The organism is uncultured Selenomonas sp. (assembly GCF_963528755.1).
Taxonomy (GTDB): domain Bacteria; phylum Bacillota; class Negativicutes; order Selenomonadales; family Selenomonadaceae; genus Selenomonas.
On record NZ_CAURXA010000006.1, the window covers coordinates 141,991 to 159,621 of the forward strand.

At 57.0% G+C, this 17,631-nt stretch carries 17 protein-coding genes and 1 riboswitch; all 17 genes read left to right on the forward strand.

Annotated elements, in window-relative coordinates; genetic code table 11:
- Position 1 precedes the first annotated feature (1 nt).
- The 17 genes from RWS31_RS08590 to RWS31_RS08670 all read left to right on the forward strand — a co-directional run bounded on the left by RWS31_RS08590 (position 2) and on the right by RWS31_RS08670 (position 17,630).
- Positions 2 to 763, forward strand: a complete 762-nt coding sequence (locus tag RWS31_RS08590) for a DUF3662 and FHA domain-containing protein (protein WP_314597551.1) — start codon at positions 2 to 4, stop codon at positions 761 to 763.
- The gene (locus tag RWS31_RS08595) at positions 764 to 1,216 is read left to right on the forward strand and encodes an FHA domain-containing protein (protein ID WP_314597553.1); all 453 of its coding nucleotides are present in this window, start codon (positions 764 to 766) and stop codon (positions 1,214 to 1,216) included. It abuts the gene before it with no gap.
- Positions 1,213 to 1,932, forward strand: coding sequence for a Stp1/IreP family PP2C-type Ser/Thr phosphatase (locus tag RWS31_RS08600; RefSeq protein WP_314597555.1), 720 nt, complete (start codon positions 1,213 to 1,215; stop codon positions 1,930 to 1,932). Before RWS31_RS08595 ends, RWS31_RS08600 begins: the two co-directional genes overlap by 4 nt.
- A complete protein-coding gene (locus tag RWS31_RS08605; protein WP_314597557.1) occupies positions 1,919 to 3,172 on the forward strand; it encodes an FtsW/RodA/SpoVE family cell cycle protein in 1,254 nt (417 codons plus the stop codon). Before RWS31_RS08600 ends, RWS31_RS08605 begins: the two co-directional genes overlap by 14 nt.
- Positions 3,165 to 4,559 (forward strand): penicillin-binding transpeptidase domain-containing protein, encoded by a 1,395-nt coding sequence (locus RWS31_RS08610; protein WP_314597559.1) that lies wholly within the window; start codon positions 3,165 to 3,167, stop codon positions 4,557 to 4,559. Before RWS31_RS08605 ends, RWS31_RS08610 begins: the two co-directional genes overlap by 8 nt.
- 11 nt (positions 4,560 to 4,570) lie before the next feature.
- On the forward strand, positions 4,571 to 6,352 hold the full coding sequence (gene pknB / locus RWS31_RS08615; protein ID WP_314597561.1) for a Stk1 family PASTA domain-containing Ser/Thr kinase: 1,782 nt from the start codon (positions 4,571 to 4,573) through the stop codon (positions 6,350 to 6,352).
- 21 nt (positions 6,353 to 6,373) lie between these two features.
- Positions 6,374 to 7,258: a ribosome small subunit-dependent GTPase A gene (rsgA, locus tag RWS31_RS08620; RefSeq protein ID WP_314597563.1), complete on the forward strand. Its 885-nt coding sequence runs from the start codon at positions 6,374 to 6,376 to the stop codon at positions 7,256 to 7,258.
- Positions 7,255 to 7,899, forward strand: a complete 645-nt coding sequence (rpe, locus tag RWS31_RS08625; protein ID WP_314597565.1) for a ribulose-phosphate 3-epimerase — start codon at positions 7,255 to 7,257, stop codon at positions 7,897 to 7,899. The genes rsgA and rpe overlap by 4 nt, the downstream gene beginning before the upstream one ends.
- Positions 7,900 to 7,916: 17 nt before the next feature.
- Complete coding sequence (queC, locus tag RWS31_RS08630; RefSeq protein WP_314597568.1) at positions 7,917 to 8,591, forward strand: 7-cyano-7-deazaguanine synthase QueC; 675 nt, start codon at positions 7,917 to 7,919, stop codon at positions 8,589 to 8,591.
- Between the two features lie 7 nt (positions 8,592 to 8,598).
- A complete protein-coding gene (gene folE2 / locus RWS31_RS08635; RefSeq protein WP_314597705.1) occupies positions 8,599 to 9,420 on the forward strand; it encodes a GTP cyclohydrolase FolE2 in 822 nt (273 codons plus the stop codon).
- A 39-nt stretch (positions 9,421 to 9,459) separates the two neighbouring features.
- Complete coding sequence (locus RWS31_RS08640; RefSeq protein ID WP_314597570.1) at positions 9,460 to 10,461, forward strand: lysylphosphatidylglycerol synthase transmembrane domain-containing protein; 1,002 nt, start codon at positions 9,460 to 9,462, stop codon at positions 10,459 to 10,461.
- Positions 10,462 to 10,574: 113 nt separating this feature from the next.
- A riboswitch (cobalamin riboswitch) is annotated at positions 10,575 to 10,824 on the forward strand.
- Positions 10,825 to 11,053: 229 nt separating this feature from the next.
- The gene (gene nikB, locus RWS31_RS08645; RefSeq protein WP_314597571.1) at positions 11,054 to 11,995 is read left to right on the forward strand and encodes a nickel ABC transporter permease; all 942 of its coding nucleotides are present in this window, start codon (positions 11,054 to 11,056) and stop codon (positions 11,993 to 11,995) included.
- The gene (gene nikC, locus RWS31_RS08650; RefSeq protein WP_314597572.1) at positions 11,995 to 12,807 is read left to right on the forward strand and encodes a nickel transporter permease; all 813 of its coding nucleotides are present in this window, start codon (positions 11,995 to 11,997) and stop codon (positions 12,805 to 12,807) included. The genes nikB and nikC overlap by 1 nt, the downstream gene beginning before the upstream one ends.
- A 24-nt stretch (positions 12,808 to 12,831) precedes the next feature.
- The gene (locus tag RWS31_RS08655) at positions 12,832 to 14,382 is read left to right on the forward strand and encodes an ABC transporter substrate-binding protein (protein WP_314597708.1); all 1,551 of its coding nucleotides are present in this window, start codon (positions 12,832 to 12,834) and stop codon (positions 14,380 to 14,382) included.
- Between the two features lie 18 nt (positions 14,383 to 14,400).
- On the forward strand, positions 14,401 to 15,189 hold the full coding sequence (locus RWS31_RS08660; RefSeq protein ID WP_314597574.1) for an ABC transporter ATP-binding protein: 789 nt from the start codon (positions 14,401 to 14,403) through the stop codon (positions 15,187 to 15,189).
- On the forward strand, positions 15,179 to 16,159 hold the full coding sequence (locus RWS31_RS08665; protein WP_314597576.1) for an ABC transporter ATP-binding protein: 981 nt from the start codon (positions 15,179 to 15,181) through the stop codon (positions 16,157 to 16,159). The genes RWS31_RS08660 and RWS31_RS08665 overlap by 11 nt, the downstream gene beginning before the upstream one ends.
- 127 nt (positions 16,160 to 16,286) lie before the next feature.
- The gene (locus tag RWS31_RS08670; protein ID WP_314597577.1) at positions 16,287 to 17,630 is read left to right on the forward strand and encodes an MATE family efflux transporter; all 1,344 of its coding nucleotides are present in this window, start codon (positions 16,287 to 16,289) and stop codon (positions 17,628 to 17,630) included.
- The last annotated feature ends 1 nt before the right edge of the window (position 17,631 follow it).

Genomic DNA, 17,631 nt, shown 5'->3' on the forward strand with positions numbered 1-17,631 from the left:
CATGGCTTTTACCAAATGGGAAACATTTTTGGAAAATCATATCGAAGGATTCTTCAATAAGAAGTTTGGCAGCGCCCTTGAACCGATCGAGGTGGAGAAGAAGCTCGAAAAAGAAATCGCGAATGCGAAGCAGCGGGTGAAAAAAGGGAAGAAAGGGAAGAAAGAATGGATCTTGCCCAATGCCTATACGATCCTTATGAACGAGGAAGATTGCCACCACCTTTCGTCACAGCGCTTCCTCGATGATCTTCACATCTTGGCGGAGAAAAAAGTCATCCTGCTCGATGCCTTCATGGATGGGAAACTTGCCATCAACATCCAGAAGGATGTGGAACTTTCTCTCGGCCTGTGCCGCGTGAAGGCATCATATTCTGACATGGTGCAGCGTGTGGCGCAGGCGGTGAAGGAGCAGCACACGATCGTTCTGCAGAGACCGTCTTTCCAAGTGCCGCTCGATTTGCCGACGGAGTACAAGATCGCTTCGCTCACGGTTGTGGAAGGGGCGGATCTCGATTCTTACCTCGCGTTCGGCGAGAAAAAGATCTTTCTCGGCAGACGTGAACGAAGTGATTTCATCTTGACCGATCCCAACGCTTCGCGCGTCCATGCCTCCATCCGTTATGAAAGGCATCGCCATTTCCTGCAGGATGAGGACAGCACGAACGGCACGCTTCTCAACGGACGTCCCGTGCTCGAATCATGGCTGCGGCATGGCGATGAGATTCAGATTGGAAATTCCGTCCTGCGCTATGAGGTGATATGATTGCCGGGTTCAGATCTTTTGCTGCGCGTTCTGAGCGTAGCTTTTCAATACGGCGTCCTGCTGCTGCTCTTTCGTTTTATCGCACGCCTGGCACAGGCGATGTTTGAAGACGCCAAGGTCTTGCGGCAGGAAATAAAGCCGCGTGAGATATTGCCTGACGAAGCCGTGCTCAGCGTCGTGGAGGCAGGCGATGAAGCGCTTTTTGGCAAGCGCTTCGCCTTCACGCAGGGACTGACGATCGGGCGCAGCGCCGACAACGACATCCGCATTCCCGATTCCTTCGTATCGCACCGTCATGCTGTCGTACGTCTTGTAAACAATCAGTATGTCATCGAGGACATGGGCAGCATGAACCACACGTATCTAAACGATGCGATCCTGCAGGGAAAGGCTTATCTGAAGCCGGGGGATCTCATACGCATCGGCTTTGTGACACTGAGGTTTGAGAGGTGATTTTTTTGAAAGTCTCGAAAGCGACGGACAGGGGAAAGGTGCGCGAGAGCAACGAGGATGCATGCGCCTTCATACCGCCTGATACGTATGTCGTGGCGGACGGCATGGGGGGATATGCCGCAGGAGAGGTGGCGAGCGCGATGCTCGTCGATGTATTTGCTGAGATGTTTTCCGATGCTGTGCATGAATGTGGCGAGAAAGCTTTGCTTCACGCCGTACAGGCAGCGAACAGCAAGATTCTCTGTGCAGCGGCAGCGAGTGAAGCCCGAAAGGGCATGGGGACGACGGTCGTCGCCTTGCAGTATAGGGAAAATGCGGCGTATTGGGCGCATGTGGGCGACAGCCGCCTGTATCTTCTGCGAAAGGGTGCGCTCAGGAGGCTCACGCGCGACCATTCCTTCGTACAGGATCTCGTCGATCGAGGCTCCATCACGGAAGAGGAGGCGAGGAATCATCCGAAAAAAAATCTTCTGACGCGTGCAGTCGGCGTGGAAGAAAAACTTGTCGTCGACACGGGAAGCTTCACGATTGAGGCGGGCGACATCTTTCTCCTGTGCTCGGACGGATTGACGAATATGGTTGGAGAAGCCGCCATTCGCGAGACTCTGCAGGGAGAGTCTGCGGACAAGGCACGGACTCTCATCGAGCTGGCACTTCTGGCAGGAGGACTCGACAATATCACAGCCATCGTGGTGGAATGCGATGAAAGAGGCTAAGCTGCACCTGCTGCTGCCTCCGCTCGGCATCCTGCTGCTGGGCACGGGCGTACTGCTTCTTGCACATCGTCTGACGGGGGATCTTTTGCTGCTTCCCTGGCTTGCGGCCGTCATCGTCGGTGCATTCTTCACGCAGTTCATTTTGGGCAGACGAGATGGAACGGACTTGACGCTTTTCCCTGCGGCCATGCTGCTCGCAAGTCTCGGCCTCATCATGATCGGACGCTTGAAGCCCGCGCTCTTTTTGACACAGATGCGCTGGCTGCTGCTCGGTCTGATCGTTTATCTTTTCCTCGTCTTTCTTGGAGAGAGGTTTCTTCGCCTCCTTTCCTATCCATATCTTCTGGGCGTATTCTGCCTTCTGCTCCTGTGCTCGGCGCTCTTTTTCGGCACGGAGATCGGCGGCAGCCGCAACTGGATCGTCTTCGGCCCTTTCGCCGTGCAGCCATCGGAATTTGGCAAGATCATCATCATCATGTTTCTTGCCGCCTATCTGACGGAGCATCGGGAGGTATTGACGCTGCCCAGGCACAGGCTTCTTTGGCTGAAGCTGCCCGTGCTTCGCTTCATTGCACCGCTCCTACTGATCTGGGGCATCGCCATCTTGATGTTCGTCGTGCAGCGCGATCTCGGCTCGGCTCTGCTCTTTTTTGGCATAGCTGTTTCCATGACGTATATGGCTACGGGTCGAAAATCTTATGTGGCGCTTGCCTTCGCGTTCTTTCTTGGCGCAGCCGCGCTCAGTTACTCGTTCTTTTCCCATGTGCGCGTGCGCTTCAACATCTGGCTCGACCCTTGGAGCGATCCTTCGGGCAGCGCTTATCAGGTCGTGCAGTCCCTCTTTGCGCTCGGCTCGGGCGGCGTTTGGGGCGCAGGTTTTGCGCACGGTCATCCCAATTTGATTCCCGAAGTGCATACGGATTTTATTTTTGCGGCGATTGCGGAAGAACTGGGGCTGCTCGGCTCCCTGGGCGTCATGCTCGTCTTTGCCCTGTTTTTTTATCGTGCCATACGCATCGCGCTCGCCTGCCGGGAAGAGACGCGCATGCTGCTTGCCGCCGGCATCGCAGTCGTGTTTCTCCTGCAGGCTTTCATCATCATCGCAGGCGTGACGAAATTCTTACCGCTGACGGGCATCACGCTTCCCTTTGTAAGCTACGGGGGCAGTTCCATGATCGCCAGCTTCATGCTGCTCGGCATTTTGACTGTGCTTTCCAAAAAGGAGAATCGCCATGGTTGAGCGAAATAATACAAGGTATATCCTGCGCACAGCCATCCTCTTGCTCCTGTCATTTTCCTGCCTGGCGCTTTATGTCGTCTATCTGCAGGTCTGGGAAGCGGATCGGCTCGCAGAGCATCCGCTGAATCGCCGCGCGGCTCTCGCCGAGGACAGCGTGCTGCGCGGCAGCATCCTTGATCGAAAGGGTGAAGTTCTCGCGCTCAGCCCCAATGTGGGCGAAAGGCGCTATCCTTACGGGCGGATCATGGCGTCGGTCACGGGCTATCTTGATGATACGATCGGCAGCACGGGCATCGAGGCTTATAAGGGGGCAGAGCTTTCGGGACACAGCCGCCTTCTCGGGCGATTGGGGCCGCTCGCGCAAATTTTCGCCTCTGCACGCGGCGACGATGTCTATCTGACGCTCGATGCCGCACTGCAGGAAACGGCATACGAGGCGCTGGGAGAACGGCGCGGGGCTGTCGTCATGCTCGATGCGGAAAGCGGGGCGGTTCTCGTACTCGCATCGCGTCCCTCGTTCGATCCGTCCAATATTCAAGCGCAGTGGGATAGCCTGAGACAGGACAAGGAAAGTCCTCTCGTAAACCGTGCGCTGCAAGGTCTTTATCCGCCTGGATCGACCATCAAGCCATTGATTCTCGATGCGGCGTTGGAAAACGGCGTTACGAACAGCAAGGAAGTATTCGACTGCACGGGAGCGCTCAAAGTGGGGGATTCGGTCATCCACGAGAGCCACGGCGCTGTGCACGGCAGGATCGATGTGGAGCACGCCTTGATTGAGTCTTGCAACACGACGTTCGGCTCGCTTGCGCTGCGCCTGGGTGGCAAGAAACTGGCGGACGCCTTCCGGCGTTTCGGCTTTGAGGAGACGGCGCAGGGCGAATTGGCGGAGGCGGCAGCGCATCTGCCCGACTTCGCTTCCCTCGGTCAAGGAGATACGGCTCAGATCGGCATTGGGCAGAGCACGCTTCTCGTCACGCCGCTGCACATGGCGCTGCTCGCCGCAGCGTTTGCAAATGACGGTGTCGTAATGAAGCCCTACATGGTCGAACGTGTCGTGACGCCCAACGGCATCACACTCGAACAGCATCGAAGCGAGAAGTGGTTCGAGGCTACGACGGCGGCGCGAGCCTCCTTGATTCATGGATTCATGGAGGAGGTCGTGCAGGAAGGCACGGGCACGGCGGCGGCACTCCGTGGCGTGCGCGTAGCGGGCAAGACGGGCACGGCGGAAAATTCGGGCGAGGATCATGCGTGGTTCATCGGCTCGGCGGAAATAAAAGGTCGAAAGGTGGCTTTTGCCATCCTTGTGGAAAACAGCGGCGGAGGCGGCACAGAAGCTGCACCAATCGCACGGAAGCTGTTGGAAAAGTTGCAAGATGATTAGGAGGCAGTGCCATGGAACAACGCATTTTAGGCAATCGCTATGAGCTTGTGGAGCTTGTTGGAAGCGGCGGCATGGCTGATGTATATAAGGCGCACGATAAACTGCTCGATCGAACGGTCGCGGTCAAGGTGCTGCACGCCCAATTCGCGAGTGACGCCGAGTTTGTAGCACGCTTTCAAGCTGAAGCACAGGGAGCCGCGAAGATGTCGCATCCCAACATCGTCAATATCTACGATGTCGGGCAGGAGGGAAACGCCCACTACATCGTTATGGAATACGTTTCGGGGCAGACCCTGCGCGAAGAGCTTGATGCGGGCGGACGCCTGCCCGTTGCCACGGCGCTCGCCATTGCGCGTCAGATTGCCGAGGCTCTGCATCATGCGCACAAGAACGGTCTTGTCCACTGTGACATCAAGCCGCACAACATCCTCGTGATGGAGGACGGGCGCATCAAGGTCGCCGATTTCGGCATCGCTCGCGCCGTGAGCTCGGTCACGTCGACGTATACAGGCAACATCGTTGGCTCCGTGCATTATTTTTCGCCGGAGCAAGCGAAGGGCGCTTCGATCACGCCGAAGTCAGATGTCTATTCCCTCGGCGTCGTTCTCTATGAAATGCTCACGGGCGAGCTGCCCTTCACGGGCGAAACGCCCGTCGGCATCGCCTTGAAGCACTTGCAGGAAGAACCTCTTTCCGTCTGCGCCATCGACCCGTCAATTCCGCCCTTCGTCGAGGCTCTCGTTGCGGAATTGATGGCAAAGGATCCGAGCCGGCGCCCCGACAGTGAAACCGTCGTGCGGCAGATCGCGCAGGATGAGGCGATGCTTGGCGGCTCGGCATCGCCGCTGCTCGATCCCTATGCGACGCAGGTATTGCCGCGCGTGCGCGAGGCCGAGGTCGATTCATCTCTTTTGTCAAGACACGGGCAGGAAGAGCGGCAGTCCGTGCATGTGCCAGATGCCGGGCATGGCGGTGCAGCGAAGAAGGCGTACCGCTCCAAGGCCTTTCTTTTCGTCCTGTTCCTCGTATTGTTTTTTGGCTTCTTTGCAGGCGCATTCCTTTCCTATGGGAAGTTTTGGAGCGGTGCGGAAGTCGTCGTTCCCGATGTGACGGGACAGACGCTGGCCGTCGCCAAGCAGAAGCTGGAGGACAAGAAACTGCGCGTGGACATCGCGGAGATGTACGATTCCAATATACCGGCAGGACAGGTGGTCAAGCAAGATCCTGAGGGAGGCTCGAAGGTCAAAGAAGAGCGCCTCGTGACCATCTACGTGAGCAAGGGCGGCGAGGAGGTCAGTATGCCGGAACTCAAGGGGATGCAGAAGTCAGCGGCGGAGAGCAAGCTGACCGGAGCGGGTCTGAAACTTGGCGTCGTGACGGAAGAGTTCTCCTCGCAGCCTGCGGGGAGCGTCATCGGACAAGATCCGCGTGCGGGATCGAAGATCAGCAAGGGGCAGGTCGTCGACCTCGTGATCAGCAAGGGCGAGCGGCCGCGCAAGGTCTCCGTGCCGAGCGTCGTCGGCGGCGCGGAATCAAGCGCCAAGGAAGCGATCAAGAACCGCGGACTTCATGTAGGCTCCGTCACGAAGGAAGCGAGTTCGCAGGCGGCAGGCACGGTCGTGCGGCAGAGCCCGGCGGCAGGCAGCGAGGTGGAAGAAGGCACGGCGGTTGACCTTGTGCTTGCCGCCGAGACGGAAAAGAAGTCTTCGAAGACGAAGGAGCGCGCGTCGGACGACAATGCAGGCGACAAGACGCCGAGCAAGGACGCAAGCGGCGGCAAGTCGAACCGCTAGCAAGTGGGAAAGGAGGACGGTTTGTTGCAGGGAAAGGTGCTCAGAGCGCAGAATAGTTTCTTCTACGTGGCGACACGAGAGGGACTTGTGGAGGCGAAGCTGCGAGGCCGCCTGAAAAAGGAGCGCATTGCCGTCGTGCCGGGCGATGACGTGGAGCTTGAGCTTACGGAAGGCGGCGCGGGCGTCATTGAGCGGCGCTGTGAGCGAAGAAGCCTTTTGCGCCGCCCGTTGGTCGCCAATATCGATCAGGTCGTCCTCGTCTTCGCTGCGCGCGAGCCGGATATCAATCCTGTGCTCATCGACCGTTTTCTCGTGCTCGCCGAGTGGTCGAAGATCGAACGTATCATCCTCTGCATCAACAAGATGGATCTGCTGGATGGTGATGGGGCGGAGATTCCTGCACTCGCCGCACTCTATCGTGAAATTGGCTATCCCGTATGCCTGCTGTCCACTGTTACAGGGGAAGGCGTGGCAGACATGCAGTCTCTTGTTAAGGGAAAGACGAGCGTGTTTGCCGGCTCATCGGGTGTGGGAAAATCCTCTCTCTTGAACTGCCTCGCACCGGGCAGCGCCCTTTCTACGGGCGCTGTCAGCGAGAAGATCAAGCGCGGCAGGCATACGACGCGAACGGCGCAGCTTCTGCCGTTCGCCGGAGGATTCCTCGTCGATACGCCGGGCTTCAGCGCTACGGAACTTGCCGAGATCGAGCCTTGTGCGCTCCCGGAGCTTTTTCCCGAATTTCGTTCCTTTTTCGGCGCTTGCCGATTTCAGCCCTGCACGCACAGCCACGAGCCGGGCTGCGCTGTCAAAGAAGCCGTGCAGGCGGGAAAGATTGCAGACTCGCGCTATGCTTCCTATTTGGAAATGCTGCAGCAGAGTGTACGGAGAAAGAAGGTATATCGATGATTCAAGTGGCGCCGTCGATTCTCTCGGCGGATTTCGCGCATCTTGCCGATGAGGTGCAGCGCATTGAAACTGCGGGGGCGGAGTATGTCCATATCGATGTCATGGACGGCGCTTTTGTGCCGAACATCACGTTGGGTGCTCCCGTCGTGAAGTCGCTTCGCAAATGCTCTGCGGCGGTTTTTGATGTGCATCTGATGGTCGAGCGCCCGGAAGCGCAGATCGCCTCCTTCGTCGAGGCTGGTGCGGACGTCATCACCTTTCATATCGAGGCGGTGCGTCATGCCCATCGCCTTGTACAGGAGATCAAATCTCTCGGCTGCAGGGCGGGCATCGCGCTCAATCCTGCGACGCCGCTCGTCATGCTCGAAGAACTTATGGCAGATATCGACATGGCGCTCATCATGACGGTAAATCCAGGTTTCGGCGGACAGAAGTTCATTCCGTCGATGCTCGAAAAAATCGCGCTTCTGCGTCATACGGTGGAAGAAAATGATTTCGCTCTCGACATCGAGGTCGATGGCGGTATCAATGCCGAGACGGCGCCGCTCGTGAGAGAGGCGGGGGCGAACATCCTCGTCGCAGGCTCTGCCGTCTATGGTGCGAGCGATATAGAAAAAGCGATTCAAGCGATTCGCGGCTGAGGGAGGAGGAAACGCGAATGGAAAAGGCGGTAGTGCTGCTTTCGGGCGGACTTGATTCGACGACCTGCATGGCCGTCGCAAAGGAGCAGGGGAAAGAACTTTATCCCATCAGTTTTGACTATCATCAGCGCCACAGCATCGAACTGGAAGGCGCGAAGAAGATTGCAGCTTTTTACAAAGTGAAACGTCATCTGATCATTGAGACGAACATGGAAGCGATCGGCGGTTCGGCCCTGACGGACGACAGCATCGCTGTGCCCGAGGGCGACGTTTCGCGCACGTCGGTTCCCGTGACCTACGTGCCCGCACGGAATCTGATCTTCTTGAGCTATGCGCTCGGCTATGCCGAAACCATCGGCGCGCGCTCCGTCTACATTGGCGTCAACAGCGTCGACTATTCGGGCTATCCTGACTGCCGTCCCGAATTTATCCGGCATTTTCAGGCCGTCGCGGACTACTCGACGGAGGCGGCCTCCGAAGGAAAGCGCATCGAGATCGTCACGCCCCTGCAGAATTTATCCAAAGCCGACATCGTGCGCTTGGCGACGCGTCTTGCCGTGCCGTTGGAGCTCACGCACAGCTGCTACAACGGCGGCAAAAAGGCGTGCGGCATCTGCGACAGCTGCAAACTGCGTCTGCAGGGCTTCGCGGCTGCCGGCATAAAAGATCCGATCGAGTATGAAAGACGCTGAAGAAACGATGATGAAGGACATACAGAAAAGCGCGGATATGCGCGGCATCGACATACAGCATGTCGGCATCAAGGACGCCCATCTGCCGTTTCGCATCAAGACGAAGGCGGGTGATTTCCAACAGGTCACAGCGCGCATCCTCTTTACGGTTTCTCTTCCCAAGGAGTACAAGGGCACGCACATGAGCCGCTTCCTGGAAATCTTGCAGCAGTGGTGCGACAAGCCCGTAGCGGAAGAAGAGATGGAAGCCATGCTGCAGGAGGCGCTTCATCGTCTTGAAGCGGAGACGGCGAAACTGCGCCTTTCCTTCAAGTATTTCATCGAGAAGGAAGCGCCGGCGAGCGGCAAGAAATCCGTGCTTGACCTCGATTGCTTCTTCGAGGGCGAAAAGCGTGCGGGCGAGGTGATGTCGTTCCGTCTCGGCGTCACCGTGCCTGCGACATCCCTCTGCCCGTGCAGCAAGGCGATCTCGCGCTACGGTGCGCACAATCAGAGGAGTCTTCTGCAGGCCGTCGTCGAGTTCAAGCCGCCCGCGCCGTGCATCTTCATCGAGGATCTCGCCGTGCTCATGGAAGAGCGGGCATCGTGCCCGATCTATCCGCTGTTGAAGCGTGAGGATGAGAAGTATGTGACAGAAAAGGCATACGAGCAGCCGAAGTTTGTCGAGGACATCCTGCGCGACCTCGTGCTCGCCCTGCGTCCTTTGCCCGGACTCTTTTGGTTCTCGCTTTCCTGCGAGAATTTCGAGTCCATTCACAATCACAGCGCCTATGCGAGCCACGAAGAATATGTGAATTGCGAGGCGCGGACAGCCGGCAAAGAGCAATGAGCTGAGAAACTGCGTCAGGCCGCTCTGAGGAGGTGTCAAATGAAGGTGTTCTGCAAGCGTTTCATCGTACCGCTGCTGCTCGTTTTCTTCATCTCGGGCGCCGTCATCTATTCGACGGTCGACATTCATACCTTGAAAAATCTCACAGCGTTCCAGCCGTGGTCCATCGCCCTTGCGCTCCTCTGCGTGAGCCTTGGTCTGACGCTTGACGGCACGCGCCTCATGCACCTCGTGAAGATCTCGGGCGAGCACATCACGCTGGGACAGGCGGTGCAGGTGGTCTTCGGCAACTACTTTCTCGCGCTCCTGACGCCGGGGGCAACGGGCGGCGCTGTGGCGCAGCTCATGTTCCTGCGCCATGCAGGCGTACCAGCGGGCAAGGCGACGGTTCTCGTCATCGTGCGAACCCTCGTGTCCATCCTCTTCCTTATATGCTGCATGCCGTTCATCTTCCTGCACGACGCAGGCATCCTGCCCGGCGTGGACAATCATACGCTGATGCTCATCTCTGTCATCGCCTTCGTCGTCATCGCACTCATCGCGCTTGCTTTTCGTGCGAATGCGTTCGACTACATCATCCTGCGCCTGACGAAGCGACTGAGCGCGAAGCGCAGCAAAAAGCTGCTCTCTTTTTATCGTGATCTCAAGATGGGCGTGCATCTCCTCGCGTCCTCGCCCAAGAGCATGGTTCGCATCTTTTTTGAATCAGGCTTCAGTCTCATGTTCATCTATGCCATCGTGCCATGTCTTCTTTTGGGACTCGGCGTGACAGATGCCGATTGGTACACGGTCATGGGGCGCATGATTTTCCTCAACATGCTGCTCTACTTCACGCCGACGCCCGGCGGCTCCGGCATCGCGGAGGGCGGCTTCGTCTTGCTCTTCGCCGATTCCGTACCGGCAGGCACCGTCGGCATCCTCGCCGTTTGCTGGCGGCTCATCGCCGAGTACATCCCGTTCTTCATCGGTTTTTATTACACGCTCAAGGTGTTCGGCAGAGATTTTATGCATCGCCAGATGGAGCAGCAGGAGGATGGCTGAGCATGCAGGTATATCACATAGAAAAATAATGTTTCTTAAAGAAAAATTTTTCGTGCGCTTGCCATGATAGGAACTTTGCTATATAATTACCGATAGTAATTAGTTTCTTAAAACTTCATACAGACGTCATAAGTGTCGCCGATGTATATCGGCGAGCGATGAGAGGAAAATGGGTGAAAGACCCATGCTGTCCCGCAGCTGTAATCGGGGAATTTGTTTCCATAGGAAACGCTGAAATCGCTGTTTCTTATGAAAGTGCTGAATGCATCGGCACTTCCTGACATGTCACTGGGAAAACCCGGGAAGACGGAAACAAACGATGATCCGAGAGCCAGAAAGCCTGCTTATGATAAGATTCATTGCTTGACTTACGAGAGATGAGGAGATGGATGCCGAGGTGTATTCTGTTGGCAGAATATGCTCTTGGTGTTTTGCGCTTGCAGGAAAAATCCGCATGTCTTGTCTTGGTTGACGGACATGCGTTTTTTTATGGAAATGCCGGATAGATGGGCGTTTCCTTATAGAGACCGATTCTGAGGATTCGGTCGCAAATGTCTTTTTTATATGATTTTTAAGGAGATGAGATATTGCATTGAAAGGAAAAGAATTGATACGCCGTCTGTGTCAGATGCTCATCACACTCTTTGGCGTGAGCTTCCTGACATTCAGCCTGACGTATCTCTCGCCGGGCGATCCTGCGGAAACGCTCTTGGAGGTCGGCGATTCCGTCGTGTCACAGGAAACGATCGACGCGACGCGCAAGGAACTGGGACTCGATCAGCCGTTTCTCGTGCAGTATGGGAGATGGCTGGGCGGCGTGCTGCACGGCGACATGGGACGCTCATATTCGGCGAAAATTCCCGTGTTTGACAAGCTCATGCAGTGCTTGCCGGGCACGCTGGCGCTCGCCGTAGTTGCGACCGCCATGACGGTCTTGATCTCCCTGCCATTGGGCATCGTCGCAGCCATTTACCGCAACCGTTGGATTGACTATGTGATCCGCGTGCTGTCGTTCTTCGGCGTTTCGATGCCGGGCTTTTGGATCGGACTTGTGCTGCTCTATATCTTCGGATTGAAGCTGCACCTCTTCCCGATTGCGGGCGGTGACATCACGGCGCGAGGCATCGTGCTTCCTGCGCTCACGCTCGCCATCGTCATGTCGGCGAAGTATACGCGACAGGTGCGCACGGCTGTCCTCGAAGAGCTTGGACAGGACTATGTGATCGGTGCCAAGGCGCGCGGTCTTTCCATGCAGCGCATCCTTTGGCGTCATGTGCTGCCGAACGCCTGCCTGCCGCTCGTGACGCTCCTGGGGCTTGCCATCGGCTGGCTCTTGGGCGGCGTAGCCGTCATCGAGATGGTATTCTCGTGGCCGGGACTCGGCAAGATGGCCGTCCATGCGATCGAGATGCGCGACTATCCACTGGTGCAGGGATTTGTGCTGTGGATCGCCATACTCTACATGATCATCAACCTCCTCGTCGATATTTCTTACGCGCAGCTTGATCCGCGCTTGAAGAGGGGGGGACGCTGATGGCGAAGGACAGAAAACTTTTTTATCTCTATTCCGTACTGGTTGTTGCGCTCATTGCGGCAGCTGTCATAGCACCGTATTTTGCACCGTACGACCCGTACACGTCCTCGATGCAGACGTCGCTTCTGCCGCCGTCGTCGGAGCATCTCTTCGGCACGGACAAGCTCGGCAGGGATTCCTTCACGCGCATCCTTTACGGCATGAGAATTTCCATCGCCATGGCACTCGGCATCGTCTTCATCATGTCCGTCATCGGCACGCTCGTCGGCATCATCGCCGGCTTTGTGGGCGGCAAGGTCGACACCTTGCTCATGCGCTTCACGGACATGGTGCTGGCTTTTCCGGGCATTGTGCTCGCCATCGCCATCGCCGGCATGCTCGGCGGCAGCATCGCGAACACGATCTTGGCGCTTTCTGCCGTCGGCTGGACGAGATACGCGCGACTGGCGCGCAGCTTGACGCTCAAGCTGGCACAGCAGGACTTCCTCGCGGCCGCCGTCACGAACGGCACGCGCACGTCGATGATCATTTGGCGTCACATCGCGCCGAACCTTCTGCCGACGATCATCCTGACGGCGGCGACGGACATCGGCGCGATGATGATGGAGATTGCCGGCCTGTCGTTCCTCGGCTTCGGCGCACAGGCGCCGACGCCCGAGTGGGGACTCATGCTAAACGAGGGGCGGCAGTTCATCCAGACAGCGCCTTGGCTCATGGTCTATCCGGGCGTCGCCATCCTCGTCGTCGTCGCCGTCTTCAATCTTTGGGGCGACAGTCTGCGCGATGTCATGGATCCCAAAAAGGCAAATTAAGAAAGGGGTATTTTTGTGAACAAAATGAAACGATGGCTTTTCCTGGTATTCACCTTGATCTTCTCCGCGGCAATCTTTGCAGGCTGCGGCTCGGACAAGGCGGACACTTCGACGCTCAAGGTCGGTGTGACAAACTTCGCCGACAGCCTGGAGCCGACGGAAAACTACTTTGGCTGGGTCGTCATGCGCTACGGCATGGGCGAGGCCTTGGCAAAGTTCGACGAGAAGATGAACGTGCAGCCGTGGCTCGCAGAGAGCTGGAAGATCAGCGATGATCACATGACCTGGACGTTCAAGATCCGCGACGGCGTGAAGTTCTCGAACGGCAGGGATCTGACGGCGGAAGCGGTCAAGAGGTCCATCGAGCGCGCTTTCGCCAAGAACAAGCGTGCCGAGACGTTCTTCAAGTATAAGGAGATCAAGGCGGACGGGCAGAATCTCATCATCACGACGGAGAAGCCTGAGCCGAACATGCCGGGCTTCCTCGCTGACCCGCTCTTCCTCATCGTCGATACGACGGCGGAAGGCGAGCGCGACTTCGCGAAGCAGGGACCGATCTGCACGGGTCCTTACGTCTGCGAATCCTTCACCAAGGAAAAGGCGGTCATGAAGAAGAACCCGCATTACTGGGACGGCGAAGTGCCGTATGAGACGGTCGAGATTCCCTCGATTGACGACCCGAATACGCGCGCCATGGCTCTCCAGTCGGGCGAAGTCGATATGGCTGTGAACATCGGCGCAGGCGACATCGGCCTTTTCAATGACACCTCGAAGTTCCACATCGACCGCATCGCCTCGCTGCGCGTGGTGCTCGCACGCATCAACCAGAAGGGCGTTCTGGGCGATCCGAAGGTTCGTGCGGCCTTCATCAGCATGTGCGACCGCAAGTCTTACAACGAGATCATCCTGAAGGGCACGTTCATTGAAGGCAAGGCGCCGATTCCTCCTTCCATGGACTACGGTTTCGATCAGCTCACCGACCCGAACCACTACGATGTGGAGCGTGCCAAGAAGCTGCTCGACGAAGCCGGCTGGAAGGACACGGACGGTGACGGCATCCGTGACAAGGACGGCAAGCCGCTGAGCGTCGATTTCGTCGTTTACAACAGCCGCGCCGAGCTGCCCATCTATGCTGAGGCCGTGCAGGCGGACGCCAAGAAGGTCGGCATCGACGTCAAGATCAAGAGCGTTGACTACAACCTCATTGACAAGATGGGCATCAACGGTGAGTACGACCTGTTGATTTCCAACATCACGACGGCGAACACGGGCGATCCCGAGATCTTCCTCAACTGGTACTGGCGCACGAACAAGGACGGCGACAACCCGCAGAACGGCTCGGGCTACAGCAATCCTGCGCTCGACGCGAAGTTCGCCGAGCTTTCCACGGAGTTCGACAAGGCGAAGCGCCGCCAGCTCATGATCGACATCCAGCAGATCATCATGAACGATGGCGCGGGACTCTTCCTCGGCTATCCTGAGACGAACATCATCAGCTCGACGAAGATCACGGGCGCGACGATGTATCCGTCCGACTACTATTGGGTGACGAACAAGATCCGCCCGGCGAAGTGAGGAGAAAGGAAGAACGATATGCTTCTTGAGGTCAAGAACCTCCATATCCAATATGCCGGCACCGAGATGGTGCATGGCATAAGTTTTTCCCTCGATTCCGGCGAAGTATTGTCACTCGTGGGCGAGAGCGGCAGCGGCAAGACCAGCGTCATACGCGTGATCTTGGGCTGCCTCCCCCACGAGGGGCGCGTGAATGAAGGCGAGATCATCTTTTCCGGCGTGAACATGCTGAAAAATACGCCAAAGATGTGGCGCGACATCAGCGGGCGCAACATCTCGATGATTTTTCAGGACAGCGGCAGCATGATGAATCCCATCCGCACGATTGGCAGCCAGTTTGTCGAGTACATCCTTGAGCACAGCTCGATGGACCCACAGAAGGCGGAAAAAGAGGCGAAGGAAATGCTGGACAAGATGCAGCTTCCGAACCCCGATACCATCATGGATAGCTTTCCCTTTGAGCTTTCAGGCGGCATGCGCCAGCGTGTCGGCGTCGCCATGGCGATGTTCTTTCGGCCGCAGCTCCTCTTGGCAGATGAGCCGACTTCGGCGCTCGATGTCACGACGCAGGCGCAGGTGGTCAAGGAACTGATGAAAATCTGCCGCGAGGACGGCACGGCCATCATCCTCGTCACGCACAACCTCGGCGTTGCCACCTATATGTCGGACAAAATCATGGTCATGCAGAACGGGCACGTCGTGGAAGAGGGAACGTCTGAGGCAATCATCGAAAACCCGCAGGCGAACTACACGAAGGAACTCCTTCATTCCGTGCCGCAGATCGGGGGTATGTCGTATGCCAGTTAAAAACGAAGAAGTCCTGCGCATCGAGCATATCACGAAGCGTTTCCCCACAGCTGACGGTCGTGCGCTCACGGCCTGCGATGATGTGAGTTTCTCCCTGTGCAAGGGGGAAACTCTCGGCATCGTGGGCGAGAGCGGCTGCGGCAAGAGCACGCTGGTCAAGACGCTCATGCAGCTTCATAAGCCGACGGAAGGCAAGATTTTCTTTCAGAATAAGGAAATCACATCTCTTACGGGAGAAGAAGCGCGGCAGAATCGCCGCAATATCCAGATGGTCTTTCAAGATCCCGGTACGGCGTTCAATCCCAAGATGAAGATCAAGGACATCCTTGCCGAACCTTTGCGCAACTTCGGACTTTTGAAGACGAGTGCAGCGGAAAAGGCGAAGGAGCTGTTGAACCTCGTCGAACTTCCCGCAGAATTTGCCGAGCGTTATCCCGGCAATATGAGCGGCGGGCAGAGACAGCGCGTCGGCATCGCACGCGCACTGGCACTTGAGCCGGAAATCCTCGTTTGCGACGAGGCGACGAGTGCGCTCGACGTCTCCGTACAGGAAAAGGTCGTAGAACTTCTGGCAAAACTGCAGAAGGAGAAGGGCATTTCCATCCTCTTCATCTGCCATGACCTGGCGCTCGTCGCGCTGCTCACGCACCGCGTCGTCGTCATGTACCTCGGCAATGTCGTCGAAATCCTGCGCGCAAAGGATCTGCCCAAGGCGAAGCATCCCTATACGCAGGCCTTGATGAAGTCGGTCTTTCCGCTGCAGCCCAAGGGCAAGGCGGACGTCCAGCTTCTTCGCGGCGAGATTCCAAGTCCGCTCGATGTGCCCAAGGGCTGTCCTTTCCAGAATCGCTGCGACAAGTGCATGCCGGTCTGCAAGGAAAAGAAGCCTACTCGCATGGAACTTTCCGAGGGACATATCGTAGCATGTCACCTTTTTGCGGAAGATCAAGAAGAGACAAAGGGCGCCTGAAACGAATCGTGCAGTTGACGATGATATTCTTAAAAAGAAAAAGATTTTTATTATCGTCTTGTTGCAAGGAAGGCTTTGTTATATAATTAGCAACGATAATTATGTGACGAGCTGGAAACAAAGGGGCTTGGGACGATTTATGACATTGACCGCTCATGATCGCAAGTATCTCGCAATCGCTATGCCTGCCGCCATGGAAGGCGTATTCATGAATCTCCTGGGCATGGCGGATCTCGTCATGGTCGGCGCCTTGGGCACGCTGTCCATTGCGGCAATCGGCGTCTTCGAGCAGCCGCGTATGGTGCTTCTGACCGTTGCGCGTTCCTTTGCCTCCGTGGTCGTGCTCTTGGTGGCACGTCATGTCGGGGCGGGAAGGCGGCGAGAAGCGGGGGAGGCTCTTCTGCATTCGGTGTTCATCACGATGCCAGTTCTTGTTGCCATGCACCTTGCAGCCTTTCTCTTCGTAGACGATGTGCTTCTCCTCATGGGAGCAAAAGAGGAGTATTTCGCTCTTGCACACAGCTATGCAGCGATTGCCGTTGCAGCAGTCTTCTTTCTGTCCATGGCGACACTTCTGCAGGCAGTGCTCATCGGCTTCGGCAATACGGCGCTCGTGCTTGCTGTCAATGTGACGAGCAATGTCCTCAATGTCATAGGCAATGCATTCCTGATTTTCGGCCTCGGACCGTTTCCGGCGCTTGGGGTCGAGGGCGCGGCGATTGCCACGCTCTTAGGCTCGTTCTTTGCTTTCCTTGCGACGCTTATCGCGCTTTTCCGCTTGGGCATTTTTCGTGGAATGCAGAAGATTTTTCCCGATCTGCCCTTTTTGCGGGAATTCGGCAGTCTCTTTGCCGGGATTTTCGGCGAGATGGGCTGCGAGCGCGTCGGCATGGTGCTTTATTCGCGCATGGCAGTGGAACTCGGTACGATTCCCTTCGCCGTGCACAGCATTTGCATGAATTTCTGCGACCTTTACTATGGCTTTGCTCAAGGCATGGGCAAGGCGAGCATGGTGCTTGCCGGCCAGTCCTGCGGCGCACGCCGCGCACATGACTGGCGCGCCTACCTGCATGCAGGCATCCGATGGGGTCTGGCATTCTCTCTGCTCGCCGCAGTATTGACAGCAGTTTTCTCAACTTCCATCATCGGTTTCTACGACCGCGATCCTGCGGTCATCACCATGGGAACGCCCATCATGCTCTTCGTGGCGGCAGTGGGTTTCCCCGAGGCCTTGGCGCTGATTTTTGCCGGAGTCCTGCGCGGCAGCGGCAAAACGGGGCAGGTGGCGATGTGCTACTTCGTCAGCGTGACCTTTTTGCGCCCGCTCTTCACGGCATTTCTGCTCTACGTGCTCGGCCTCGGCATTTTGGGCGCATGGATTGCGCTCGCCTTTGACCAGTGCTTACGCGCAGCGGCATCGGGCTTCCTCGTGCGGCGCGTGCGTGTCGCAGAGCTGATGGGAAGCGGATGAG